Annotated in this window: 25 protein-coding genes; 9 read left to right on the forward strand and 16 right to left on the reverse strand. The window is 43.6% G+C overall.

Features of this window, described 5'->3' with window-relative positions; all coding sequences use genetic code 11:
• Positions 1-316 precede the first annotated feature (316 nt).
• The 3 genes from Xbud_RS15650 to Xbud_RS15660 all read left to right on the forward strand — a co-directional run bounded on the left by Xbud_RS15650 (position 317) and on the right by Xbud_RS15660 (position 4,147).
• Positions 317-1,591, forward strand: a complete 1,275-nt coding sequence (locus Xbud_RS15650) for a tyrosine-type recombinase/integrase (protein ID WP_099136924.1) — start codon at positions 317-319, stop codon at positions 1,589-1,591.
• A 139-nt stretch (positions 1,592-1,730) separates the two neighbouring features.
• Positions 1,731-1,934: a helix-turn-helix transcriptional regulator gene (locus Xbud_RS15655; protein WP_099136925.1), complete on the forward strand. Its 204-nt coding sequence runs from the start codon at positions 1,731-1,733 to the stop codon at positions 1,932-1,934.
• A 107-nt stretch (positions 1,935-2,041) separates the two neighbouring features.
• The gene (locus Xbud_RS15660; protein ID WP_099136926.1) at positions 2,042-4,147 is read left to right on the forward strand and encodes an AAA family ATPase; all 2,106 of its coding nucleotides are present in this window, start codon (positions 2,042-2,044) and stop codon (positions 4,145-4,147) included.
• A 506-nt stretch (positions 4,148-4,653) separates the two neighbouring features.
• On the opposite strand, the gene Xbud_RS15665 is transcribed toward Xbud_RS15660, so the two are convergent.
• Entirely contained in the window at positions 4,654-7,248 is a 2,595-nt protein-coding gene (locus Xbud_RS15665; RefSeq protein WP_099136927.1) for an SIR2 family protein, read from the reverse strand.
• Between the two features lie 360 nt (positions 7,249-7,608).
• On the opposite strand from Xbud_RS15665, the gene Xbud_RS15670 reads away from it, so the two are divergent.
• The 3 genes from Xbud_RS15670 to Xbud_RS15675 all read left to right on the forward strand — a co-directional run bounded on the left by Xbud_RS15670 (position 7,609) and on the right by Xbud_RS15675 (position 10,107).
• A complete protein-coding gene (locus Xbud_RS15670; RefSeq protein ID WP_099136928.1) occupies positions 7,609-8,649 on the forward strand; it encodes an IS630 family transposase in 1,041 nt (346 codons plus the stop codon).
• A gap of 951 nt (positions 8,650-9,600) precedes the next feature.
• A complete protein-coding gene (locus tag Xbud_RS19890; protein WP_167450541.1) occupies positions 9,601-9,771 on the forward strand; it encodes a hypothetical protein in 171 nt (56 codons plus the stop codon).
• A 66-nt stretch (positions 9,772-9,837) separates the two neighbouring features.
• Entirely contained in the window at positions 9,838-10,107 is a 270-nt protein-coding gene (locus Xbud_RS15675) for a helix-turn-helix domain-containing protein (RefSeq protein ID WP_145956648.1), read from the forward strand.
• Between the two features lie 611 nt (positions 10,108-10,718).
• Here Xbud_RS15675 and Xbud_RS15680 read toward each other — a convergent pair.
• The 3 genes from Xbud_RS15680 to Xbud_RS15690 form a co-directional block, all read right to left on the reverse strand.
• Positions 10,719-11,726 (reverse strand): tyrosine-type recombinase/integrase, encoded by a 1,008-nt coding sequence (locus Xbud_RS15680; protein WP_099136930.1) that lies wholly within the window; start codon positions 11,724-11,726, stop codon positions 10,719-10,721.
• Between the two features lie 101 nt (positions 11,727-11,827).
• The gene (locus Xbud_RS15685; RefSeq protein WP_099136931.1) at positions 11,828-12,835 is read right to left on the reverse strand and encodes a TraI domain-containing protein; all 1,008 of its coding nucleotides are present in this window, start codon (positions 12,833-12,835) and stop codon (positions 11,828-11,830) included.
• 210 nt (positions 12,836-13,045) lie between these two features.
• The gene (locus tag Xbud_RS15690; protein WP_422645759.1) at positions 13,046-13,306 is read right to left on the reverse strand and encodes a hypothetical protein; all 261 of its coding nucleotides are present in this window, start codon (positions 13,304-13,306) and stop codon (positions 13,046-13,048) included.
• A 493-nt stretch (positions 13,307-13,799) separates the two neighbouring features.
• On the opposite strand from Xbud_RS15690, the gene Xbud_RS15695 reads away from it, so the two are divergent.
• The 3 genes from Xbud_RS15695 (at position 13,800) to Xbud_RS15705 (ending at position 16,783) form a co-directional block, all read left to right on the forward strand.
• Positions 13,800-14,090 carry a hypothetical protein gene (locus Xbud_RS15695; RefSeq protein WP_099136932.1) on the forward strand — a complete coding sequence of 97 codons (291 nt, stop codon included), beginning with the start codon at positions 13,800-13,802 and terminating at the stop codon, positions 14,088-14,090.
• A gap of 102 nt (positions 14,091-14,192) precedes the next feature.
• On the forward strand, positions 14,193-15,761 hold the full coding sequence (locus Xbud_RS15700) for an ATP-dependent nuclease (protein ID WP_099136933.1): 1,569 nt from the start codon (positions 14,193-14,195) through the stop codon (positions 15,759-15,761).
• Positions 15,746-16,783 (forward strand): DEAD/DEAH box helicase family protein, encoded by a 1,038-nt coding sequence (locus Xbud_RS15705; protein WP_099136934.1) that lies wholly within the window; start codon positions 15,746-15,748, stop codon positions 16,781-16,783. The genes Xbud_RS15700 and Xbud_RS15705 overlap by 16 nt, the downstream gene beginning before the upstream one ends.
• 53 nt (positions 16,784-16,836) lie before the next feature.
• Here Xbud_RS15705 and Xbud_RS15710 read toward each other — a convergent pair whose 3' ends face one another.
• The 12 genes from Xbud_RS15710 to Xbud_RS15765 form a co-directional block, all read right to left on the reverse strand.
• A complete protein-coding gene (locus tag Xbud_RS15710; RefSeq protein WP_099136935.1) occupies positions 16,837-17,289 on the reverse strand; it encodes a hypothetical protein in 453 nt (150 codons plus the stop codon).
• On the reverse strand, positions 17,270-17,731 hold the full coding sequence (locus tag Xbud_RS15715; RefSeq protein WP_099136936.1) for a hypothetical protein: 462 nt from the start codon (positions 17,729-17,731) through the stop codon (positions 17,270-17,272). Before Xbud_RS15715 ends, Xbud_RS15710 begins: the two co-directional genes overlap by 20 nt.
• 8 nt (positions 17,732-17,739) lie before the next feature.
• Positions 17,740-18,036 (reverse strand): hypothetical protein, encoded by a 297-nt coding sequence (locus tag Xbud_RS15720; RefSeq protein WP_211283533.1) that lies wholly within the window; start codon positions 18,034-18,036, stop codon positions 17,740-17,742.
• A 205-nt stretch (positions 18,037-18,241) separates the two neighbouring features.
• The gene (locus Xbud_RS15725; RefSeq protein WP_244589993.1) at positions 18,242-18,571 is read right to left on the reverse strand and encodes a hypothetical protein; all 330 of its coding nucleotides are present in this window, start codon (positions 18,569-18,571) and stop codon (positions 18,242-18,244) included.
• Positions 18,572-18,687: 116 nt separating this feature from the next.
• Positions 18,688-19,611 carry a DUF1281 domain-containing protein gene (locus tag Xbud_RS15730; protein WP_099136937.1) on the reverse strand — a complete coding sequence of 308 codons (924 nt, stop codon included), beginning with the start codon at positions 19,609-19,611 and terminating at the stop codon, positions 18,688-18,690.
• 99 nt (positions 19,612-19,710) lie between these two features.
• Positions 19,711-20,007, reverse strand: coding sequence for a TA system toxin CbtA family protein (locus Xbud_RS15735; RefSeq protein WP_099136938.1), 297 nt, complete (start codon positions 20,005-20,007; stop codon positions 19,711-19,713).
• A 16-nt stretch (positions 20,008-20,023) separates the two neighbouring features.
• Positions 20,024-20,566, reverse strand: a complete 543-nt coding sequence (locus Xbud_RS15740) for a hypothetical protein (RefSeq protein ID WP_099136939.1) — start codon at positions 20,564-20,566, stop codon at positions 20,024-20,026.
• A 119-nt stretch (positions 20,567-20,685) separates the two neighbouring features.
• Positions 20,686-21,153, reverse strand: coding sequence for an antirestriction protein (locus Xbud_RS15745; protein WP_244589994.1), 468 nt, complete (start codon positions 21,151-21,153; stop codon positions 20,686-20,688).
• A gap of 100 nt (positions 21,154-21,253) precedes the next feature.
• The gene (locus Xbud_RS15750) at positions 21,254-21,838 is read right to left on the reverse strand and encodes an antirestriction protein (protein WP_244589995.1); all 585 of its coding nucleotides are present in this window, start codon (positions 21,836-21,838) and stop codon (positions 21,254-21,256) included.
• Between the two features lie 550 nt (positions 21,839-22,388).
• Positions 22,389-23,084, reverse strand: coding sequence for a hypothetical protein (locus Xbud_RS15755; protein WP_099136941.1), 696 nt, complete (start codon positions 23,082-23,084; stop codon positions 22,389-22,391).
• A complete protein-coding gene (locus Xbud_RS15760) occupies positions 23,084-23,530 on the reverse strand; it encodes a hypothetical protein (RefSeq protein WP_099136942.1) in 447 nt (148 codons plus the stop codon). The genes Xbud_RS15755 and Xbud_RS15760 overlap by 1 nt, the downstream gene beginning before the upstream one ends.
• Before the next feature lie 20 nt (positions 23,531-23,550).
• The gene (locus tag Xbud_RS15765) at positions 23,551-24,624 is read right to left on the reverse strand and encodes a hypothetical protein (RefSeq protein WP_099136943.1); all 1,074 of its coding nucleotides are present in this window, start codon (positions 24,622-24,624) and stop codon (positions 23,551-23,553) included.
• Between the last annotated feature and the right edge of the window lie 107 nt (positions 24,625-24,731).

Here is a 24,731-nt window from a genome sequence, read left to right on the forward strand (position 1 = left end):
TTTGGGGGAAATTATCGGAAGAATTATCATGTTGTACACTCAGTAATTTGAGCATACAAACTAAGTACAAAATCAAATGGTTACATTTTATTAACTTAGGAGGGGATTGAAAATCCCCGTGTCGGTGGTTCGATTCCGCCTCCGGGCACCACTTCAACTTCCAGTGAAGTCCAGCCCAGTCAAACAATTTCTCTCAAATTCAGCAAAATCAACATCCATTCTTATTTTTAGGTCTAGTTTCGTCTGTTGCAATCAAGATGCAGCGAAGGGCATAATTCGGGGCACTTACCGTTCGATTACAAGGATGCCCTTAATAATGAAACTAAACGCCCGGCAAATCGAAACTGCAAAATCCAAAGAAAAAACCTACAAACTCGCCGATGGTGGCGGTCTCTATTTAGAAGTTTCACCGCGCGGCTCAAAATACTGGCGCATGAAGTATTACCGCCCCACCGATAAGAAAGAAGATCGGCTGGCATTCGGCGTTTATCCGGCGGTATCATTAGCCGATGCCCGCGCTAAACGCGATGAAGCCAAAAAGCTGATGGCACAAGGCATCGATCCCAAAGCCAAGAAAAAAGGCACTGCCTCTCCCTCGAAAAGCTCACATACCTTTGAACATATCGCCCGTGAATGGCACGCCAGTAACAAACGCTGGAGCGACCGCCACCGCCAAACCGTACTGCGCAGTCTTGAACAGTATATTTTTCCGCAGATTGGCAGGCTCGACATTACCACGCTAAGAACCAGCCAGCTTTTAGCACCTATCAAAGCTATTGATGAGGCGGGTAAACACAACATCGCTCAGCGATTGCAACAACGTGTTACCGCTATCATGCGCTATGCTGTGCAGAATGATATTCTCGAATCCAGTCCTGCCAATGATATGGCTGGCGCACTTTCCACCGTAAAATCACGCCATCACCCCGCCCTGCCTCATGAAGCCTTATCGGATTTTCTAAGCCGCTTATCGGCTTATGGCGGGCGCTTGCTGACCAAGATCGCGGTAGAACTGGCGCTACTGACATTTGTCCGCTCCAGCGAACTGCGATTCGCCCGTTGGCAGGAAATCGACCTTGATAATGCGGTGTGGAAAATTCCCGCCACAAGGCAACCCATTAAAGGCGTTCGATTCTCTGAGCGCGGCATGAAAATGAAAACCGATCACCTTGTGCCGTTAAGCCGTCAGGCTGTTTTGCTTATCAACGCTTTGCAGGCACTGAGCGGCAACTGTGAAGTGATGTTCCCCAGCGATCATAATTCCGCAAAAGTCATGAGTGAAAACACCGTCAACAAGGCATTACGGGCGATGGGTTACGACACCCAGACCGACGTCTGCGGGCATGGTTTCCGCACAATGGCACGTGGTGCGATGGGCGAATCCGGCCTGTGGAGCGATGACGCCATTGAACGTCAGTTAAGCCATATCGAACGCAACAACGTCCGGGCAGCGTATATTCACACCTCCAAACATCTGGACGAGCGGCGACTGATGGTGCAGTGGTGGGCGGATTATCTGGACGCAAACCGGGAAAAATCCATCACGCCGTATGACTTCGCCAAACCACTGCGCGACAGCAAAAACCGTTAGTACAATTTGTAACCTTTTAATTTTCATCGGGAGAAAAACAATTAACGCTGTTCATTTAATCTCGCTTTTTAAATAATCGGCCTGTCATCAAATAACGTCCACGGTGAGCGCTCAAGGACTCGGTAACAGGAGAATTAATATGACAATGACAGCAAAGACAAACTTTATTCGTTTGCCGGAAGTGCAGCGCAGAACGGGTTACAGCAAAGCGTGGATTTACAAACTGATTAGCGATGGCGAATTTCCGAAGCAGGTCAAAATCGGCCCACGTTCTGTGGCCTTTATTGAAGCAGAAATTGATAACTGGATTGCGCAGCAGATCGCCGAATCACGGGCGGCATAATAGACAAAAGACTATGACATAAGAAACAGAATATAAAACACAACGCCCCGTAGTGCTCGCAACACATACAGGGCGCATAACCAACAACCGTTAATCGAGGTAAAACGATGGCTGATACACAGCATACCCAAACTCGCCCCAAATTTACAGTTCAAAAAACAACTGGCAACCAAAAACCGATTGATCTTATCCAGACCGTGAAAACATCCGCTATGTACTCATGGCAAAACCTACTGCCAGCTTGCGGTATCACTGTTCCGGCAAAAGGTAAACATGGTGCCTGCCCGGTTTGTGGCGGCACTGACCGTTTTCACTTTATCGACGACCATCATCACGGCAACTGGCATTGCCGCCAGTGTGATGCGCCGAACTATGGTGATGGGCTGGATTTAGTGGCAAGAACCAACGGGATCTCGATTCTTGAAGCAGCAAAAGTTATTGCTAACGTGCAGGCATTGCCTTTACCGGAACTCAAGCCCGCCAAAGAAATTATCTATCCAACACAGCCCATTGCCGAAAGAGTCGCGGCACTGATGACGCAGACTGTCACCGGGCAATCGCCCTATCTGACCGCAAAAGGGCTACATTGCCCTAATCAACGGCTGTTGCCCGATAATTCGGCAGTGTTGGCACTGACAACATTGGATAAAAAAGTTACAGGTGCGCAGATCATCAAACCCAATGGTGAGAAAAAATTACTCTCTGGCAGCCAGAAGAAAGGTGCGTTTATTGCTGTGTCAGCGCCGGAAGCTCATTCCGACACAGTAATTATTACCGAAGGTTACGCTACGGCACTAACAGTTAATCAGTTACATCAAGGTGTGGTTCTGGCAGCATTGGATGCAGGCAATTTGTATTCTGTCGCAAAAGCCATTCGGGAACGCTGGCCGGATACGAAAATTATTCTTGCCGCAGATAATGACTGGCATAGCTCCGGTGAACTGGATAAGAACGGTAAACCGAAAGTGAATATTGGCAAAATCTCAGCAGAAAAAGCAGCTCTTGCGGTTAATGGCTGGATCGCGTTGCCGCCTACAGAACATAAAGCTGACTGGGATGATTATCGCCAGCAATATGGCATTGAAGCAGCACAGAAGGCATTTTGTGAGGGCTTATTTCAGGTAAGAGAACCGATGAACAGTGACGCAATAGAAACTCGTAGTTATGGCAATGTTGAAAGCATTTACCCTAACCGTAAAACAAAATTACCGCTATCAATCGGCTCAGAAGGCTTTGATGCCCAGCTGGACTATGTGGTTAAAGGTATTATTCCGGCGCATTCCCTGTGCAGCATTTACGGGGCAAGCGGGTCATATAAAAGTTTTCTGGCAGGCGCATGGGGTTGTCATATTGCTACGGGTAAGGCATGGGCAGGTAAACAGGTTGCGCAGGGTGCTGTACTGTATGTCGTGGGTGAAGGTGGGATCGGTGTGCCCCGGCGCATCAAAGCATGGGAAATCGTCAACGGTCAGGCCGTTGAAAATATGTATCTGATTAATACACCGGTTTTTCCGGCCTCGCCTGCCGAAGTACATGAGCTGGTCATTGCCGCCCGGCAGGTTGAAGCTGAAACAGGCCAGCCGGTACGCCTGATTATTCTAGACACCCTAGCCCGTTGTTTTGGCGGGGCTGATGAAAATGACTCAAAAGATATGGGCGCGTTTGTCCGGGGTTGTGACGAACTGAAAGCCAAAACAGGGGCAAGCATTCTCGTGGTGCACCATTCCGGCAAAGACGAAAGTAAAGGCGCGAGAGGTTCCAGCGCCTTTCGTGCTGCTCTGGATGTTGAATACCGAATCAATCGGGAAGGGAAAAAAGGCCGTGCATTGGTTATCACTTGTACCAAGATGAAAGATGCGGAAGAGCCTGACACCAAAGCCTATGATATGCGCGTAGTGGAGCTTTTTACTGATAAAGACGGTGAGGATATTACCTCACTGACTCTGATTGACAGGCCACGTGATCCGGTTGAAGAGGACGATATTGAACACATTCCCAATAAAACAGATAACCACACAGCACTATGGCAGTGCATTCGATCGCGCACTGCCCTGAAGGAACCTTGCAGCGTTGCTCTTGTGCGTGATGATTTAAAGGCGATGGGCGTGAATGTGAAGAATTTCAGCCGCTGGTTAACCAAGTTAGAAAATGATGGACTGATTACCCGCAACGGCCAGGAACTCACTATCATTAACCAGAGGAATGATGATTAAAAATGAGTAAAAAAATGAGGAATTACGAGGAGATATATTGTACTGTTCATTGTATTCCTCATTTCTAGCGCATATATACAAGAAAAGCGAGCAATACTAAAGCCATTGATTTTTAAGGATAAAAAATCGTGAATTCCTCACCTGTTTTTGCATTGAGGAAAACAAAAAGTGAGGAAATATTTTTCTGGCAGGTATTTTTTCGGCTCTCCGAGTTACCAGGTTAATGTATTAGCCCGGTAATTCGGAGAAGACAAGCGCAGCGCGTCAGTGCAGATTAGATCCGTTGTATTGTGTGAAATTGAAATAAGGTCAAATAAGGTCAAATAAGGTAATTATCTGATTTTATTTTAGAATAGATACCAATCACAATTTTTCTGATGTGTCTTGGTAATCTCTCCTAAATATCTGAGTATTTCATCAGTATCATTTTTCCCTAATATTTCTCAGCTTTTTTAGACGTTAAGCGTTAGGCGCAAAAACCTATTTCTTGCACCTAAATTTTATGATTAAGCTACTTTACTAAGTCTTGGATAATATGGTGAAAGAATATTGTCAGGTAAAGCAGGCCATTCTAAATATCGATAGTAGTTCATAAAATCTTGCTCTATGCGATTTTTCAATTGAGCTTTTCCATTCTTTTCATCGTTCAGAAGGAAAAATGCACACATGGCGATCTCCCCTTTAGAATTGTGGTGAGCTAAAATTGATTGAACTTCGTGCTTTGTTATTTCTTTACCAAGTTTTTTCTTTGCTATTTCTCTATTGACAATTAAAACATCTTTTTCGCTGACATCTTTAATTTTATCAAGGTTGCTATCGATAATTTTAAGTACTTCATCGAAGTTTTTAGCTAAAAGATTGGTGTAAGATTTTGTTACAAGATAACTACCAAAATTCCATTGCTCTTTATAGGCTTCGTCGATAAGTTTAAGTGATGCACAATAATCACCTTTCATAGATAAAATCTCAGACTTTATTTTCAAAACAAGTAAGCGTGAAGAATTTCTTGGTAAGGTTTCTAAGAAATCTTCTACTAATGGGATGTTATTTTTATCTATTAAAAGGATATCTACAATACTTTGAATGTAATTATTCCTTCCTGGGCTATCCATCGCTTCTTTTGCTAATGAGATTCCTAATTCAATGTTTTTGTTAAAACCTATTTCGTATCTTGCTTTGAGCAAAATAAAGGATGATATTGCAGATTCACTTTTATCTTCTTCATATTTTTCAATAAATTCCTTCACCAAACTTGGAGTATTTTTATCGTAATCAGTTTCAAATAATGATAAATGTAATTTAGTTAAATATTTTAATATATTTTTCCTTTTATTCTTAGAAGAGGTTTTATATTCATTAGATAGCTCATCGATACAATTGAGTATGTGTGTTTTTTCTTGAGTTACGCATGAATAAGTAGAGTATATATACATGTAAGTATCATGTGTAGGATTTATTATTTTTATTTTATCAAGTAACTCAGAGACTAATCTGTCACGCTCTTTTTTATCATGATTTGGTTGATGTTCACATTGTATTGTTTCATATTTAATACGCCATGCATCGTTATCAAGGCTATTATCTTGATGAAGACTTTCTTCTAAAAGTTGATGTACTTCTTTGAAACTTACTAAGTTATCATTACTTTCATCTAAATATGATAGAGATATTCTACAAAGATGATTTTTGAGAATTATACTATATTTAAATTTACTCATTAATCCTTTTAGATAGACTATTTTATCCTTAATCTCAACGAAGATATTAGATCTTGATAAAGCGTACTTTAAATTAAACTCATCTAGTTCGATTAACTTATCACTATAATCCAATGCAGATTTAATATCTTTTTGATCTTCTTTTATATCGATAAGACGACTAAGATATTTTGATTTTATATTGTCATCATTTGCATCTGTGATCAATTTTTTTAATTCTTCTTCTACTACAGTGTAGTTTTTTGCTCTTATTAAATTATCTATTGATAACAAATTCTTAAAATCTTCCTCTGGTATTTTTTGGTCATCAGCATCACTTTGTGAAAGTTCATTTATTAATGATGAAATATCAGTAGTAAATGTGTGTCTTTTTATTTTTATTAAATCGTTATTTATAAAAAGATTACTCTTAAGATGATATTGGTCATTTATAAAATTATGGATCATTCTTTCTCTTTTTGTAGATTTCTGGTTTCCACCAAGTGATAATTCTCCACCTAATTCGTGAACTAATTCTGCCATAAATTCATCAAACCCATCAATTTCAACCCAGTAAACTTTTTCGTGAGTAAGTAATTTAAATAGCTCTGGTGTGAATTGATCATTTTTTCTTTTACACCAATATATACCGTTCCTTAGATAATCATCTTGTTTTAGTAGATACTTTAATACATCCATTACTGATTTATCGTTACCTGCATACCCTACAAATATTAAGCCATATTCTTTAGTAAACTCTATTAACTTTTCTCTAGTGTTACTTTCTAAAGATTCTGTTTCTTTAAGTGAGCTTTTAATACTATCAAATAAGTAGTCACCGTGTAATTTTATTATTTTTGGACGTGATGATGTGATTGAAACTCCCTTTATGGACGAATCATGAGCACATAATAATGGTCTATCAGATGAAAATTGGTAGAAGGCTTCATTGATTAAATCATCAAAATTTGTAGTAAAAACAGTATCAAAAAATTTTGATTCAAATAATTCCACAAGATACGCATAGCCTATAGATGGTAATTTTTTATCCACTTGTAGTTCTACGAATCGTCTGCGTTGCGAAGGTAAATCAAATTTTTTCTCAAAAAGTGATGAATATTCATTATTTTGATCATACCAATCAGGGTGTTTGTTAGATAGCCATTCTTTAGCTATAGGTGAATCCTCGTAAGGCAGAAGTGAAAATCTAGTGTAGATTTCCTCTCTCCATTCTTGTACAAGCTGGTAACCTGTTTTTATTCCTGAAGTAACCGATGCACCTGCTCCTAAAAATAAAGAGTAGTTGGGAGATATTCCGGTCTTAATTTTGATATAGTCGGCTAGATCTTTAACACTCCTTTTTTTAATTAATAATTTCTCGTCTGCTACATTATTCTCAATCATTATCCTCTCCAGAAACTTATTTTTACGTTGATTTTTTTGATAGTAAATTTTACCTTTGGGTCAAGTAATTTACTCTATAAGATATGAATGTCATTTTTGCGAATATTTTAGACTAGCAATGAATTAAAATACATAAATATATTATGGGGGTCATAAGGCAAACTGGTCTAAATTTACCAACGTGTGCATTCGATACATAAAAATAGAATTGGTCACTGTTCATGGTTTATCATTAGCATCCTGTCAAAATGATAACCCTAAATAGCTTGTCAAAATGGTAGGAGTATCAAAGAAACTCGATCCTAAATTTGCGAAATTTTTGTTCCCAAAACACAAAATCACAGAAAAAAGGATCGAGTCATGCTTATCATACCACCCACTTCACGAAATGAACGTCGGCAGATGAAAAAAATCGTTCAAAAAACATCTGATAAAAATTATGCCCGGCGGATCATGGGAATACTTCTACTGTGTAAAACACATTCTGTTCCTCAAGTGGCGGGGATACTGTGTTGCTCCGAATCTTCCGTTTGGAGTTGGCTGAAAAAGTTTAGAGAACAAGGATGGGCGGGCTTACAGAGCTTACCTGTCGGGCGTCATATTCAGTGGCATTTAGCACGTTATCTGCCTCTTTTCTATTATCTTTTAGAGCACGCTCCCCAGCAATTTGGCTATATCGGTTCTCGCTGGAGTCTTTCGTTTTTTGTGTTTTTACTCAGAAAATATCTACATATTACTCTTTCCATCAGCACACTTTACCGTTACTTCTGCAAACAAGGCATTGTCTGGCGACGAGCGGCCCCCACATTAAAACAAACTGATCCCGAATATGACGAAAAAATGGCGCGTATTAAGGAAGCGCTTTCTCAGGCTTGCGAAAAACATCCTGTGGTTTATGAAGATGAAGTTGATATTGATTTTAATCCTAAAATTGGCGCTGACTGGTACTTTAAAGGTCAACAAAAACGGATTGTGACACCCGGTCAAAATCAAAAATATTATTTTGCCGGTTGTCTTGATGCCCAAACAGGAAAGATCGTGTCTACGGGTTATACGAGAAAAAACTTGGATTTATTTATCAATATATTAGAAGTATTAAAACGAACATATCGTGATGCAGAAACGCTGAGCGTGATTTTAGATAACTATGGGATCCATAAAAGTAAGAAGGTCAGAGAATGGCTGTTGAATAATCCCACCGTGACGCTGCTATTTCTTCCGGTCTACTCGCCTTGGTTAAACAAAATAGAACGGTTATGGCAATCACTCCATGAAACAGTGACACGCAATCATTGTTGCCAATATATGTGGCAGCTTATTCGTCATGTGAAGATTTTTTTGAAAAAGGCCTCGTTAACGACTTGGAAAGAAATGAGAAATATAAGAGTCTCATCATTATGACAAACTATTTAGAAACCATCATGCGAGTACAACAGCAGGTTTTACGTCAGTATAATTTAAACCCGTTTGTCTTGCTCAAATCACCAACCTCAATTGCTACAACTAAAAAAATTAGTTATTCTAGATTAGGTTAAATCGCTTTTTAGCGACAATAAAAAACTCCTGTAGCCTGCAAGGGAGAGCAAATATTGCGGTACATCTGCGCACTTTTGGGAGCAGATATCGTCAGACACATAACCCACCGTTGACGATGAAAGTTTCCCGGTTTCTTTATGAACCGGCTTATCACACACATAGGGCAGTAACCTTGCCACGTTCACCTTAACCATTTTACCTTGCACGATCTTTACTCACGCTTTGATTTACGCACGAAAAACGTTCCGAAAACGGCGCGGCGTCACTTGCGTTTAAGCGAAGCGGTTACCAAGTGACGCCGCCAAGCGTCAACGTCCAGAACACGTCCGGTCTGGCTTTACGAACGATTTGAACCCCGTTTTACTCAGTGTCACCAACTTTTCATTGGCATTTTCTGCCTTAATTTACTTATTTCGTTTGTTTTTCACCCATTGCCTTATAACAGGCCGATGCAGTAAAGAAAGGAGATATCACACGTCACGAATAATGAGGCGTTCATCCTGATTGAATCAGGCACTGAACGGGGAGTACTCCACCGCCGTGCAGAGCACGTAGCGAACTCCTGCAATAACTCACCGAAATCCTCGCCCTGTATACACATTATCTGACGCACCACGGAACGGTGAACCTAACCGACACGCAGGGAAAATGTTTCTAAATGAGTAAAATTAGTCTGAAAAACAAAGGGGAAATACGGACAGCGAAACGATTACGAACGAGAATAAACAACAAAGATTGATTTAGCCGTCCGTATTCTCCCCTGAGTTTGTGCGCTCATGAGGGGAGTTATAGCCGTTAAACTTAGCCGTTCAGTTATTGAGTAAGCTAAAGCAATCAGTTAAAGTATTCCCGCCATTGGCACAATCCAATGGTCAAGGTTTAGCAGCCTTGTGCGCTTATACACTGGTAAGAATCTTTACCAGTGTGCCTGCATACGCCTTTTCTATGGCGGTTCAGGCAGGGGAGACTCACGTCTCGCCGGAGTAAGCGCCGGTCTGCTAACCCTGTCTGAATCGCCACCATCAATATTAATTAATGGAAGGGGTAGCAGGAATGAATAACAACAATGTTCAAAATGACTGGCATCAGGCCGATATCATCGCAGCATTACGCAAACGTGGTACAACTTTAGCGGCTGTTTCTCGTGAGGCAGGACTCAGTTCATCGACACTGGCAAATGCTTTCAGCAGACCGTGGCCGAAAGGCGAATGGATCATTGCAGATTATCTTGGCATCCATCCTTCTGAAATCTGGCCGAGTCGTTATTTCGATAGTTATGGTCGATTAGTTGAACGCAAAGCTCGTAATAAACCACAGGAATAACCCGCTTCAATTTGTGATCGATGTCGTAAAAATGAGAATTTTTTATATCAAGCCCTGAGCGTAAAATGGCAGCCCAATTTGGCCATTTTTAACCCTCACGGCTTTTTTGCTTTAAGATGATTGAAAATCACACAATGAATGATATAAATAAGCAAAATCAGTCAGATATAAAAGAAAAAGTAAGCAAAAAAATCCGGGGGCATTAAAAGGGGCATAAATGGAATGCAAGATAATAGACTTTATAAATTCAACAAGTTATAATACTTTTCGATTCCGCCTCCGGCACCAAGATTTTAAAGCTAATTTGTTGAATATTATCAGATAATTAACAAATAAGTTAAAATTTAGGGCTGTTAACTCAATGTTAAACAATTGATCGCACTAGTCTGCATACTCAATGTTAAAAAAGCCGTAAATAAAGAATACAGGGTGCCTGCATTTGCAAGCACTCTTTTCTTATTTAAGGTAATGATTTCAGTAATTGATTCTGATGTCAAGTAAGGGAAAAACTTTACGGGGTGCCGGATCGATATTAGCCATTTTTTCATACCATCGATATTGATGCAGGGCCGTTCACTGGGACCTGTCCTGTCTTTTTTTACCTGATATTCTTACACCGAAATATCCAGATATATCGCCAGTTCATTCTCCAGCGTTTTACCCGCGATTTCCATATCGATATCAATATATTCCAGGGTGGTTGCCAGACTACGATGACCCAGCAAGCACCTGACCAGCTGCAAATTACGATCCGGTGCTTTCATCAGCTCGGTAGCCAGTGTATGACGAAAACGGTGCGGGGAAACGGCAAAACCACACTCTTTAGACAATCTGTTGAAGAAAGAACGGATATGCTGCTTTTCTTTATCGTGATCATATCGGTAACGGCTCATCCGTCCATGAGCGTGCAAACCCAGACGACTTAAATCAAACAGCGGATCATCGTCTTTCGCCCCGCAGGCTTTTGCCTGTTCAACCAGTTTCGCCAAACGGGGTTTAAGCTGCCGGATCATCGGTATCCGCCATTCACTGTGGTTTTTACTGCCCTCGACACGCAGGACGATATAATTGCTGTCCAGATTGATATCCCGCAACCGCAGGTGCAATAGCTGATTCTGGCGCATTCCCGTTAACCGGAACGTATCCAGTACCGTCAGCCAATATCCGGTCGGGTACAACGCACAGCGGCCTCCCCGGGGAGTTACCTGCATACGCTCTTCTTCCTCATACTGTCCCATCAGCAGATAGAGACGGGTTATCTGGGATTTACTCAGGATTTTCTTCGTTTTCTTCTCTTTTTTCACTGCCGCATCGTTAAACGGGTTTTCAGTGAGCGGCAGAAGTTTTCTTTCCATCACGAAATTAAAAATCGCCCGCAGGTGCGCCACTTTATTGTTCCAGGTATAGCCCGACTGTTTTTTCTCGGTCAGAAGATGTCGCCGCCACCGCAGCACATCGCGGTGAGTCACCTGTTCCGGTAACACCGTATCGCCCATAAACCGGATAAAACCCCGGGTCACCTTGCGATAACTCCACTCGGTAGCCGGTCGCAGCATATGCGAGAAAAAGTATTCTTCCAGTAATTCATCCCAGCCCATTTTGACTTCGGTTCCGTGCATCATTTTTTCCTGTTATCCATTAATCATCAAGACGCCTGCCGATATCATCAGCCGCCAATCAGTCACCAAAAAACAAATCACAATTTGAAATTGTTTCATTGTTAATATGATGATGACTTACTCCCTGTGAGAGCAACATTTTTTGGCTTCCGGTCGGTGCGATTGCGTGATTTCACCGCGCTATCATTTCCATTTGCATCAATGGGCAAGGAAATATCATTATTTGATTGAAATAACGACAATAACGTTTGTGTGTCATCGCAGCCCTGCGGTACAGCGGCAGGAACGGGAGGTGGCGAAACCTCATCCGGCTCCGTTGAGACAACTGCTGCCGCTGTCACTACCTGCGCTTCAGGAGAGACGACAGGTTTCAGCAACGGGGATTGCACCCGTGTAGTGGCTTCCTGAAGCAGTGAATCCATTAACGGTACCGCAGAGGGATGCCCGCCCAGCGGTAAAGTCAGGCAACGCCATGCCTCCGGCACCAGAGACAACCAGCTCACAACCTCTTCCGGCAGTAAACGGGCCGCCATCATGGCTTCCAGTGGTGCCGGTGAGATTGTCTGAGATACCTGAAACCGGAAACGGAAGCGACGTTCGGGTGCCCACCATCCCGGCTGCCAGACATGCCCGTCTTCCAGTTCCCCTTCAAGCTGCCGCAACAGGGGCAGGTGATAAAACAACGCTGCCCAGAACACCACCGCCTGCCATACAACACTTTGTGCGGCCTGCGTTTCCGGTGCCGCACCCGGCGGTAACAGATGCCCTTTCGCCAGCCGCACGGCACAGGTGGTAAATTGCAGTGTCAGATCAGCAAATCCTCCACGCCCTGACCAGTTGCCTTCCGGTGTGGCGGGCACCTGCTGCACACTGCCCAGCAGCTGTTTAATGGGGGCGAGATAAAAACGCTGATACAACCCTTCAGGCAACGTACTGTTTTGCCATAATTGTTGCAGACACTGACGGCGTAAAGGCGTTGCCAGCAACGCATCTGCCGATTGTGGCCGGAAATAGCTCCCGTTATCACGCACCTCGCTTGTTTTTTGCCCTGATAATTTTTTCTGCGATGCAGTCGGGCGGGTAAAATGTGATTTAAAACGTGCAAACATCACTTTTCTCCTTTTCAAATTTGGCCCAGTGTCGGTGAATCCCAGTCGGAAACAAGGAGAAACTCTTTTTGCGAAAATGAAAATTAATCTGACTCGATTCATCCCTTAACCGGTTTACGGAATCAGCTTAATTTTCATAATAAATCAATAGATTAATGGCATTTAAAAATTTTAAAGCGCCCCGAAAGGCGCAGATAAGCGTGAAAAAATTCAGGCTGCCTGGGGCTGTTGATGCTCCCGTAAACGGTTCGACCAGTTACCCAGATAATGGGCAGGCGTGTAACGTGTCCGTTTGCTGCCGCCATCATCCAGCGCATTGCCGATAGTGACCGCTGCCGGAATGCCGGCCAGGGAAAGCTGGACGTAAGCCATCACCGCGGCCAGCGGGTCAATATCAATCGCTGACACCCACAAACTGCATAACGGATCATGCCCCTGCTCTCTTAATACTTCGGCGGCGGCCAGTGTCATACAGCCCGCCCCGCAACACCCGTAACATTCATTACTGATGACATCATCTCTAGCGATTGATTTTTCTGCATTTAAGGTAACTCATAAAGTGTCCATAGGTAAGCATCATAACTGTTGACAAAAACTAGCGTTATGTCCATAGGTGATATTTCTCTACCTCCCTGTAAATATCCCAGAAACTCTACTCTGCCATTAGAGTCCTTCAGAAAGGAATTAATTCAAGTTATGCATAGTTTTTGTAATTACGTACATAGCGTGTGATTGTACTAAAACTAAGAATTAACTGGCTAAGATAGTGGTCATTTCACTATGTGAAACACCATTGATATTGACGATTTTAGGCGCATGGATTGCTCCTGTTTATTAAAAAAATTAATATCATATTGTTATGTTTGTAATTGAGTAATATAAAATTATAGTTAGGACTTGGAGGCACTATGAATTACTACGCAAAGGATCACTTCTAGGTATTGTTAATTAATCTGGAAGTGTTATGAAAAAATTGAAACAACAGTATAAGTACCCTGAGGTGTTCTCAGGCATTCGTCGTGATTGGGCTTATTACCCTCTGCTTAGGAGCTGGTTACATAGACGCTTTAGCACCAGGCAGGAAAAGAGTTATTATTATTTACATCTTATGGAGTATAAAGGTTATCCACTTAAGCTGAGAGCTGCACGTGGAAAGCTACTGACAGACCCCTGGGATGATTATCCTTCTGATGCTTATGATGTAGCCAGAAGCTGGAAGCACAACTCCAGAAGAAAACACCAGTACTATCGCTGATGCCAAGTTAATCAGTGAAACTTAACGGGCCTAGCATACAGGCCTTGTCCTTATAATTTTCAGTTGTCAAAACCGTAGCTGTATAAAACATAAGGTAAGGAAATGTCCAGAATAAGTAGATTAGTCTTAGTCAATTTCAAAAAATTTGAATTCCTGACTTTGGATTTTGAGACCGGCATGAATGTGCTAATCGGTGATAATGAAGCAGGTAAAAGCAGTGTTCTCTTGGCTATGGATTTGGCGATGAGTGCCAGCCGAAACCGTGTCGAATCTTTGGGTGTAGAATCGCTATTATCTCTTGCCGCTATTAAGACGTTTCAGGAAGGTGACAGAAGTCCTGAATCACTCCCATGCATTACAGTAGATATATTTCTGGAAGAAGGTGAAAATCAGGAACTCAACGGCAATCAAAATGCCGAACATCGTCTCTCTGATGGGCTAAGGATGATAGTGGCGCCGTTAATTCAGGAATATGGAGAAGACATCAAGGCTCTGTTAGAACAAAATCAGGATAACTTCCCCTACGAATACTATACGGTGAAGTTTTATACATTTTCAGGAGCCCCTTACGCAAGTTTTAAGCGCTATATAAAGCATCTCATGCTTGATAATTCTCGTATCGACAGCAGCTACGCGGCTCGTGAATATATCCGCACTGTTTTCAATCTACGAGTCCCTGTTGCAGAGCGGTACAAACTGGAAAGCAGTTATCGTCACGGGAAAAAACTTTTTCGAGAAGAGCATCTTACTACAATAAACAAGGCGCTTGGCCCTTATCAGTTTGATGTCAGAACGACATCAAACTCAAATCTGGAAACTGACCTTGATCTCACACAAGAAGGTATATCCCTTCTGAACAGAGGTAAAGGTCAGCAGTGTTTCATCAAAACAGAATTTGCTCTTGGCAAGCAAGAAGCCAAAGGTGACCTGGATGTTATGCTACTTGAAGAGCCGGAGAATCATTTAAGTTTCAATAATATGAAAAAACTGGTTAAGGGATTGTCGAGTGCAGATAATACCCAGCTTTTCATTGCCACGCACAGTAGCCATATTTGCTCTAGATTGGATTTGCGGCACGCATTAATGCTAGGGCCCGATCACTCTGTATTGAATTTAAAAGGACTTTCTCCCGAAACCGCTAATTTTTTCATGAAGGCTCCGGATAACAATATTCTTGAGTTTGCTCTGTCAAAAAAGGTGATTTTGGTTGAGGGTGATGCGGAATTTATTCTGCTTGAAGCGCTTTATAAGACGCTGTCAGGAGGAATATCCCCTGAAAATGATTCTGTCCATATCATCTCTATCGGCGGAACAAGTTTTAAACGCTACCTTGAACTTGCGAAATTACTGGGTATCTGTGCAGCCGTAATTCGTGACAACGATGGCGATTATGAAAAAAACTGCGTGCTTAATTATCAAGAATATATCGGAGATAATGCTAAAATCTTTTTCGATACCAATAATAGCCGCAGTACATTTGAGATATGCCTTTACCAAGATAATCAGGCAATTTGTGAAGAGCTTTTCGCTCCGGGCAGGAAAACACTTACAGTACAGGAGTACATGCTGAGCAATAAAGCTGAGGTGGCTTTCGAATTACTCAACAAGAAAGCGACAAATCTGACAGTCCCTGAGTATATTCAGGAGGCTGTCCAATGGATAAGGCTGTAATTTTTGCAGTAGCTGGTTCCGGGAAAACTACGCTGATAATTAGCCGTCTAGAAGAAGGTAAGCGGGCACTGATCATTACTTATACTGACAATAATCACAACCACCTGCGTTCTCGAATAATCCGAAAGTTTGGTTACATACCTGCCTTTATTACCTTAATGACCTACTTTGAATTTTTGCACGGCTTTTGTTATCGTCCATTTAAACAGTTGCAATTGCAAACTCGTGGTCTTAGTTTCAAAATTCCCCCAGACTTCACCTCGAAATTATCCCGCACGAATATTAAATATTACCGTAATGATGAAGGCAGGCTTTATCACAACCGTCTAGCAAAGCTTATAGATGAATTTGGCGTGATACCTCAAGTTATCGAGCGAATGGAACGATATTATGACGATATTTATGTTGATGAGGTTCAAGACTTTGCAGGGCACGATTTCAATCTGCTGACCTCATTGTGTACAGCTAAGGTGCGAATGCTGTTTGTTGGTGACTTCTTTCAGCATACTTTCGACACCAGCCGTGATGGTAATGTGAATAAAAATTTGCATAATGACATTACAAAATATGAGAAAAAATTCAAATCAGCGGGACTCACGGTCGATAAAAGAACGCTTGGACAAACGTGGCGCTGCTCGAAGACAGTTTGTGACTTTATTAAAAGAAATCTTGCAATTGATATCGATGCACAAGATTACAGAACAACTAACATCATCAGTGTCGAGTTGGAAGAACAGGCTAACACTATATATTCAGATAATAATATCGTGAAGTTATTCTATAGCGAACATCATAAATATGATTGTTTTTCAATAAATTGGGGAGCCAGTAAAGGACTAGACCATTTCAAGGATGTCTGTATTGTGATGGGAAACACGATCTGGAAGCAGTATCGGGAGGGTAAACTCTCTGAAGTTGCTCCTAGTACACGTAACAAGCTCTATGTCGCCTGCTCAAGAGCCCGGGGGGATATTTACTTCATGCCAGATAAACTCATCCGTAAATTTAAGCGCTTAAAGTGAGCTGATACTGCGGCTAATTGGTGTAGGTGTGTATGAGCCCGTACAGTTTATAACTATTTTGTTCTCCCATCAGACATAAATCGAATATTGCTTTCTGGCACTTGTGCTCTGAGCCGTTGGTTTTCTAATGTAAGATCCAATATGTGCAATTGAGCATCCAGTAGCTGACTCAAAGCGTTATCCCTTTGTTCCTCTAAAGCTCTGACCTTTTCCTGTAAATCCCTGTTGCGTGACCGCTGAGCTAGCATCATCTGCCTAGGGGATTTTTGTACAGGACTGTCCCTATTTGCTTCAATCCAGGTCTGAATCTCCGCAACTAACTCAGGAAAACGAGCACGACGAAGTGCCGAAGGATCTACTCCGGCTTCTTTTGCCACGTTGTTCTGACTGAGTGGGGTTCCTTTCGGCAATATCTCAACCTTGCCTGACTTCAGGCGTTCAAATGCTTCCCGAAACTTCAGTTCTGCTTTACTGATTTTTCTTGGGTTAATTGCTTTCGATGACATGGATTGCCCGCTCCGCCGATTCTCGTTGTGCTTGTAAAGCATCATGTAAAGGTGATCCTGCCTCTATGCCTTTCATCTGAAGACAAACCACCTCTCTGAGCTGCTTAATTAGTGGCAGTTTCGTTTTGTCTAATAACGCTGATTTACAAGGCTGTTTATTCCCGAATCTCATGCAAGAACTGATGTTGCTGATCCCCCCTAATGGGCATGGTGGGCCTGAATTTACACATCCGCCTAAAAACGTCGGCTTATAATTCACGCGGCCAGTCTTGGCTGCATCAATTAACTGATTGTGATCTTTCTCCGATATTTCAGAAAGAATCTGGCCTTTCCGATTCTCGCCATGAGGAGATATATATTGATCGGATTGTAGGGCTTTAAATTCCCGAACCATTTCCTGGTACATTTCACGTAAGTAATAACCACGAGCTTCATCATTCAATGGCTCCTTCAAACGATAGTAGTTTTTGCCGTAGTACTGAACCACCAATCAATTGATTCTGCCTCCAACCACTTTGCGTAGGCAAGTAAATGCGACATATTAGAGCGAACCGTTTTCAGGTCGCGTTTAGATGATGTGGCTTGATCCAAGGCCCATAGGTTGGCTTCAGCCCACGTTGAATTATTTTCCCAAACAATTTGAGGGAAATTCTTGATAGACTTTCTTTTTAACTCTGTCCACTGTAACGAACCATCACTGATTTCGCCCTGTCGTGGTTGGTAGCTAATGAACTCAAGACTCGCCATGGGATTTCCCCTTCTTAACTAACTCAATGCCGTTTAGGAAGGAGCGTCTCCTGAGCATGGAGTACATTAAACTGTCATCATTGAAGCATGTATGGTGTGGATTTGAAAGATGGTATGTAACGTTTACCACAAGCCGGCTCGTACAGGGTCACAAAGGGGCTCGCCTGCAAGCGTGCGGAGACATCCTGCAACTGCATCTCCGCCATCATGCTGGCCACGCTCCATGGGGTATGAGGGCTTTATCCCCCAATCCCAGCTGCATAAACACACTGCCCAGAAAATCACAGGGTTCCTGAGCCAATCCAAGAACGGTATAGGAAAACAGCTGCACAATCCGGTCAACATCTTCCCGTTCGTACTTGTTGATGGTTTTCAGGTAATACAGCTCCAGCTCCTCACTGTAACAGTATTTATTGTGAATGGCGGCCATCGCACAATTGCAAAAATCCTGAAAGACCTGATAACGACGGTGATAACGCGCCGTCTGGTTAAACAGTTCGATAAATTCTTTCTGGTGATTCGGTTGTGATGACATGATGTATTTTCCTTGCAAAAAATACGGGGAAAACACGTTCCGAAAGGGGAACCTGTTTTCCCCTTTCGGTTGAAGTGAAGATAAAAAAGTAACTTAATGATGAGCTAAACAAATGGCTATTGCCCGACCGCGATGGCCGGCACGGGCAGGTTCACCGCCCGCTTTTCCTCGTTGACCAGATAAAGCGCCGGCCGGTTCTCCCGTCCTGACAGCCCGTTGCCGCTGTCCACATGCTCACCCTGGTCATAGCAATCGTAGCCTTTGAGCTGGCCTGACGATTCGCTGTACCAGTGGCGGATTTCACAGTCAAACACCGATGACAGCTCGCCCATCAGCTCAGCAGACGGCGGTGCCCAGGGGGAGTCAAAACGCACGGTTAAGCTGCTGACATTGCGGCGCTCCCAGCGGACATGGTGACCGAACGGCCATTCCATACCGTATTGCCCGTCGTAAAACTGCGCCGTCGTCGCGATGCCTTTCAACACCCCACTGTGACCGTTAATCTCAGTCGCCAGCCGGGTCGGCATTATCATCAGCATATCGCAGGGCTGCGCCGCTGCCGGATACGTATTCAGTTTATCCCAGCACGCACCAATATCAGGCGTGTCAGACCAGCCCACCATCCCAAACCAGTCGGTATACTGGCGGGTCAGGAGACGGGCGATAATGTCACACGCCGGCTCCGGTACGCTGTCCCAGCGTACCAGGCTGAGACCCGACTGGCGGTACAGGTTATCTATCCGTTTAATGTTGTCGCTGTTTAACGGCACATTATCCTGCAACAACGTCAGCCACTGTTCAAAAGCCAGGCTCTGCGGTGTCGGTGCCGCTGTCCCACGGATTAATTCCGGATACGGTGTATAGGTTTGCGGTTTGGCCGGTTTCAGTATCCCCGCACAACCCGCCAGAAACAGCCGCAGGCTTTGCAGCACTGCCTGACGGTAACGGGGAATTTCTTCCCCGCAGACCCATTGTTGCATCACGTCAATACACACCGACTTACCGGTGATGTCCAGTTGATTGGTATACCATTCTGCCATGGTCAGGTTCCTCATTGGATTGATAAAAATAAACCGGAGGAACCGCGCCATCAGGGCACCATTCCCCCGATGGGTGATTAAAAAAATGGGTTACCCGGGCTATGACCCGTTGCCCTGACTGAGCAGCGTCTCGGTAATACCGCTGTCGAAAATTACCTTCAGTTCATCATGAATACCCAGATACGGTGTACTGCTCATACTCTGCGCATTCAGCCGGGTTAAATCGTATTTATCCACTAACTCGTTGATGGCTTCAAATGGCTGGACGCCATGGGCCATCAGTTCAGCCACCGTGTCGGCTTCACACAGTACCGTATCATCTAGGTTCAGGCCAAAATGACGCTTCAGCAGCGTACCGGCAATCACCTGCCAGACGGTTAGACGTAAAGGTGCCATAGTGATACCTCACGCGTTAAACACTGACTGTCGTGCCGTGCCGGAGAATATCCCGCACTTCATGGCACTGTTGATAACAGGGCGAAACCCTATGCAGCGACAGTAAGTGCGCCTCATACCACAATGCCCGGGCAGCCAGCGCATTCTGCCACCCCTGCTCAAGCACGGCTGACTGACACAACTGCTGCTGTTGCTTTTCCAGTGACAGACGTTCTGAGGCCAGTGTCACCGGCTGTGCCCAGACAATCTCGTCATAGCATCGGCCACCGAGCACTTTTCTGTCCCCGGCGTCATAAATCATCACGGTCAGCGGGAAAAAAACGTCCTTCGTTTGATGAGATAACGTTTCCGGCACCGGCCAGTCACCCAGTAAATGGATAACTTTCAGCCGCTGCACCGCTTCGGTTACCGAGGCCACTTCGCACACGGTCAGGGTTTCTTCCCGCAGTGATTGCCTCGCTTGCGGGTGTTGCATCAGGCCAGTGACCTGCACGGTAAAAATGTCTTCATGGAATGTCGTACCGGCTTCATCTGATGCCGGTAAAAAAATCGGGTTCATCGGTATTTCCTTGATTGGAGGTCAAATAAAGAAAACACCCGCCCGATACCGGGAAGGTGTTTTCGGTTCCCTGGTCAGGCGCTTAAGAAAAGGGTTAACAGCATCATGGGCTGATAACGTTAGTGAGAGTGATTATTTTGATTTTCGATTAATGACGGGCTGATAAAGTCCTCGTGGGGTCCCAATGTCATGACTGACCCTATCAGAGCGTTTTCCGGATGCTGATTCACATATTCCCGCAATTCGCGAAACCGACAGGCATCCGCATTCGGTTCATTCAGCGCAGCGATACGGGCAAGCACGATTGACGTCACCGCCAGCCCGAAGGCATCAGCAGACAGCGTGACGGTTAACGCACTGTCCGGCAAATAGACAGAATAGGTGGCGGCGGATGTCGGCACCATATAGGTCAGCTGCCCAGTGGCATCCCGCCTGTCCCAGTATTCATACCGGTATTCACCACATAAATGCGCGGCGGTATTGGCAATCAGAAATCCCAGAAACAACCGCTCCAGCGGTTTTTTGCCGGGAAACACGGCAGACAGCGCGGGACTGTCCAGCATGATAAGGTCACTTTTTTGCATCATGTTCTCCTGTCAATAAAAAAGACGGAGAACACCCTGCCCGACGGGAAAAATGTTCCCCGTCCGGGTGACTGGCATCGTGCCAGGGTAGATTAAATCGTCGTCATGCTCCCGCTAAACCTAAAGCCGCCCGAATACACGGGGCCTGGGGATGTTGCAGCGCGTATGCCCGCAAATCACAAAACCGTTCAGCGACTTCATCCTGCTTCATCAGTGCCGTCAGATAGCCCAGTACGCTCAGGGTGACCATCAGCCCGAACGTATCCGCGGATACTTCGCCGTTAAAGTCAGTGGTCTCGATTTTGACCCCATACGTGTCAGCGCGTGTCGGCACAGCATAGGCAATGTTGTCCGACACTTTCCGGCACTGCCATTTATCACACCGGTAATCCTCACACAGCGTGACCGCCGCTTTAATGACCGTGTGTTCCAGCAGTATCAGTTCAAGTGGACTGCTTCGCGGAAAGACGTCCGCAAAAGGGGACAATTCAGACGCCGGTACAGCATGCACCGTTGTCCTGGTTTCGTTTTGTTGCATTGTGGACTCCTTAAAAACAACGGAGAACACCTTGCCCGACGGGAAACGTATTCCCCGTTGGGTAGCTGGCGTCATGCCAGGGTGGATTAAATAACCTTCATCATCAACAAAGATGATATCTGCTTCCAAAGGTGGGCAGATGTACCACACAGTGTGTACTCCCTTGCAGGCTACGGGAGTGTGGGTGTCGCTGCCCGAAGGTGATCCTCACAAGCGACCGGATCATCAATAAACTTTTCTACGCTAATCAATCGAAATAATAAGGTCAATGGGTAATTCGTTTTCCGGGACAGAAAATAATGTCAGAAGCGCGATGGCATTATTTGAATTGATTCGAATACAATCTACCCGTTCCAATTTTATGGTGTGACCAAATCAGGCAACTTGCTCTAACGCACTTTGGACAGAAATGCTTTAGCCTACGTGCTCCGGTTTAGTTAATTTCTATTAGTAAATAGTAAGTCAAAAATCACCGAAAGAAAAAACAAGACCTGCCCCTTTTGTTTTCTCGATTCAGTTTTACAATATATCGTTCGTAGATTGGTGAGGTAATCGAATTCCTCTTGGAATTGAACCTGCTTTAGACGTTCAAGATTGATGCTTGCAGGCTTCGGATTTTGTATGGTTTTCGTTCGTAGTCTGAGTAACTCATATGATAAATCTTTATTTTAAGAATGTTACATGCATTTTCAAACGTACATCAATTCTTGGCTTGAGCTTTTGCTTCTGCTTTCTCCAGTTTGTCTGCTGTAGGAGAGTGATATAAATCAACACAATAATGATTCACAAAGAAATCAGCTCCAGTACCACCATTTAGCTTATGGGTAGTGTCAAATCTTAAACCATCTTCACGCATTTTATTGATGATAATTCCTTTCGCTTCTATACCTTGGTACCACTCCCTCATTGCGTACAACGCACCACTTTGTAATTTCGAATAAAATATCATTCCGCCTTTACAGTTATTAATACCACCTACTGCATAACTGCCTAGCAGTTGCTCGTCAAGACCGCCATAAACGTACTCAAAGCCTTTCCAGAGCTTTGCTTCCATAATCCATTTGTACAAATCACCACTAGAGCTAGTTACCTCGATATAGATATCACAATGACCGCCATGCTGAGCATCGTGGTGTACTGATGGGTATTTCTGCTTTAGTTGTACGATAATGTGCTCAGTGATTGCATCTTCATCTTTATCTAGGTGATGTTGCCTACCCGATTCGGTAATACTGATAATTTTATTTAGGTCTTTGTCAATCTGGTCAACAAATGCATTATAAGATAGGGGTTTTTGACGCGTTAATTGCTCCATAATTTCAGGGGCAATAGCATAAATATCTTGCATACTGTGACCAGCAGCAATCGCCATATTTTCAATTACAGAGCCAGTCATTATTCAGACATCACCGTTACATGAGGTTCAGCAATCACGTTATCTTGAAATAAGTTTACGAAATACGGAAACACTCTTGAATTTAGCTCTTCAAGAGCAATGTCATTACCATCATCATCAATGAAATGACCTTCAGATAAAGCGGCCAAGTAAGCTGAGTGGTTTAACTCTTCAATAACATCTGAGATAGTAACATCGTATAGCTTGTAACGTACCTCAAGTGCTTGGAAAGGGTGTGCTGTAAGAGCAAATGCTGCCTGAATCAAAACATTATCATCACGTTCAGACCTATCCAATGCAGCCCGCAAACCTCCAATTGTCAAATTGAGCTGTTGCGGATGCTGTTCTAGATACAAAGCAATTTGATCGCACGCAACATAGACTGGTGAAGCAGTCGACTCCACCAGCTCAGCTAACAGCCCCCTAACTTGGCCTACGTTATTCATGTTGCTCGTCTTAAATCCTGCTATGGATTAGGAATGAGTGATAGCACTTTATCAATTGCAAAATTGAAATCCTCAAGTCGCTTGGATTTATTGACCGAGAAATCAGTCAACGGCTGAGCCGTATCCAGCATCTTCGGCTGGCCCATTAAACCTATTTCAATATCTACTACTCGACTTGTGTTAGCAATTGGAAATTTCCATTTTTTGGCAACTGCAAACTTCGCGTGCACATGGCCGCCACCTTCACCAGCTTGGTGGTATTGATCCTGTTTGAGACACTCTTGTTGGCTTTTTAGAGGAATTCGTACAGGGTTTCCATCTGTCGTCACATGACCAAGTTTGGTAACGTAACCATCAGCAGCATTGTAAAGTGGCTCAATGGCACCGAATACGTTAGTTGCTCGACCTGAATCAACACCTTTCGCCATCAGGAACTGTCGTAAAACGAACAATTGGTCTTGGCAAGTGGATAGAGACATCACATTTCGGTCTACTGATAAGATAAGTCTGGAAAGAGCCGTACACCAGTAAACCACATGGAATAGCTGTGTTCGAACCTTGCGCTTCATTGTGAACGTTGTATTTGCGTTCAACAGTTGTTGACCCGCTTGAGATAAATGTGCAGGTAGAACTGGCTCTTCAATTTCTTTGTCGACAACGGTACATATAACCAATCGGTTGTACGTATTTGTGCTCATGTCAACCGTATCAGATTTAACTGGATATACAGTTCCAGTTCTCAATTGATTTAACTGCGTTTTGTTTTCTATTGGAAACGGAAACGCATCAAAAATTAACTGTTCAGTAGTTAACTGCACTGTACCAAATAATGAATCTAAGGCAGATTGAACAGCGGCATCAGAGATGTTAAACACTTCAACCTGTCTTGTGTCCAACTGAAGAGCTAGCAGCCCAAGCTCGTTGAGCTTACCTTGTAAATTTTGGTTACCGTTAACAACCGCTAAAACATCAGCTTTAAACCCATCTTTAGAACGAGATGCAGTATCAATTACCTGCTTGATTTGGCACTTAGTAAAGTGAAAATTAAATCGCTCTAGCAGGGTATCAAGTTGATGTTCGTACGATGTTGGCATAGATTCCCTAGGGCAAACGGGTCTAAATTATACTGACGTAAAACCCACCGTGAGGACTTTCAGCATGTAACCATTATCCCATCCTGCTTTCTGACGCTTAGTTTTCA

It is taken from the genome of Xenorhabdus budapestensis (assembly GCF_002632465.1).
GTDB lineage: Bacteria > Pseudomonadota > Gammaproteobacteria > Enterobacterales > Enterobacteriaceae > Xenorhabdus > Xenorhabdus budapestensis.